Source organism: Escherichia sp. AM3 (assembly GCF_032029835.1).
GTDB classification, from domain to species: domain Bacteria; phylum Pseudomonadota; class Gammaproteobacteria; order Enterobacterales; family Enterobacteriaceae; genus Escherichia; species Escherichia coli.
This window is the reverse complement of the sequence record NZ_JAVUPQ010000549.1, coordinates 1-482: the sequence shown is the minus strand read 5'-3', so window position 1 is coordinate 482 and position 482 is coordinate 1. Positions and strand designations below refer to the sequence as shown.

At 50.4% G+C, this 482-nt stretch carries 1 pseudogene; it reads right to left on the bottom strand.

The features are described 5' to 3' along the window. Positions 1 to 294: 294 nt before the first annotated feature. Positions 295 to 482, bottom strand: a pseudogene (locus tag RTW80_RS27160) (transcription termination factor NusG); the annotation flags it as partial.

Below are 482 nucleotides of genomic sequence, written 5' to 3'. Positions count from 1 at the left end.
CACCAGAGCAACTGGCGCACGGGATGTTCTGTCGTGGTCATGCGAATGTCCTACTGTGAGATGAAAAGAAGACCGGTATCCGTTCTCTCCGCCACACGTGATGGCACGGGCCGGCCTTTGATAAAACGAATCAATACTCTGGGGTGAAGCCTTTTATTTCTTTCGCCATTAAGAAATACACGGTTCCATCAAAAGACAGGGGGAGTCCATGGTGGGGATGGCTTCGTGCAGGCTTCACTCCGGAATATTCTCTTGAATTGAAAAAAGCCCGGCCCGAAGGCCGGGAAATACTGGCTATGGGATGTTTACAAGGCGCTCCATAAAGCCGTGATGTTCGGCATTTGATACCAGTTCCAGGAGCAGGGATATCCTCGACTCAGGCTGGAGAGTATTTTCCATTCTGAGGAGATACTGATATTGTGCTTTTGTCAGCCATATGCTGGAAGCCGCATTCAGCTCTTCCCTGGCTCCCGGATTTAGCA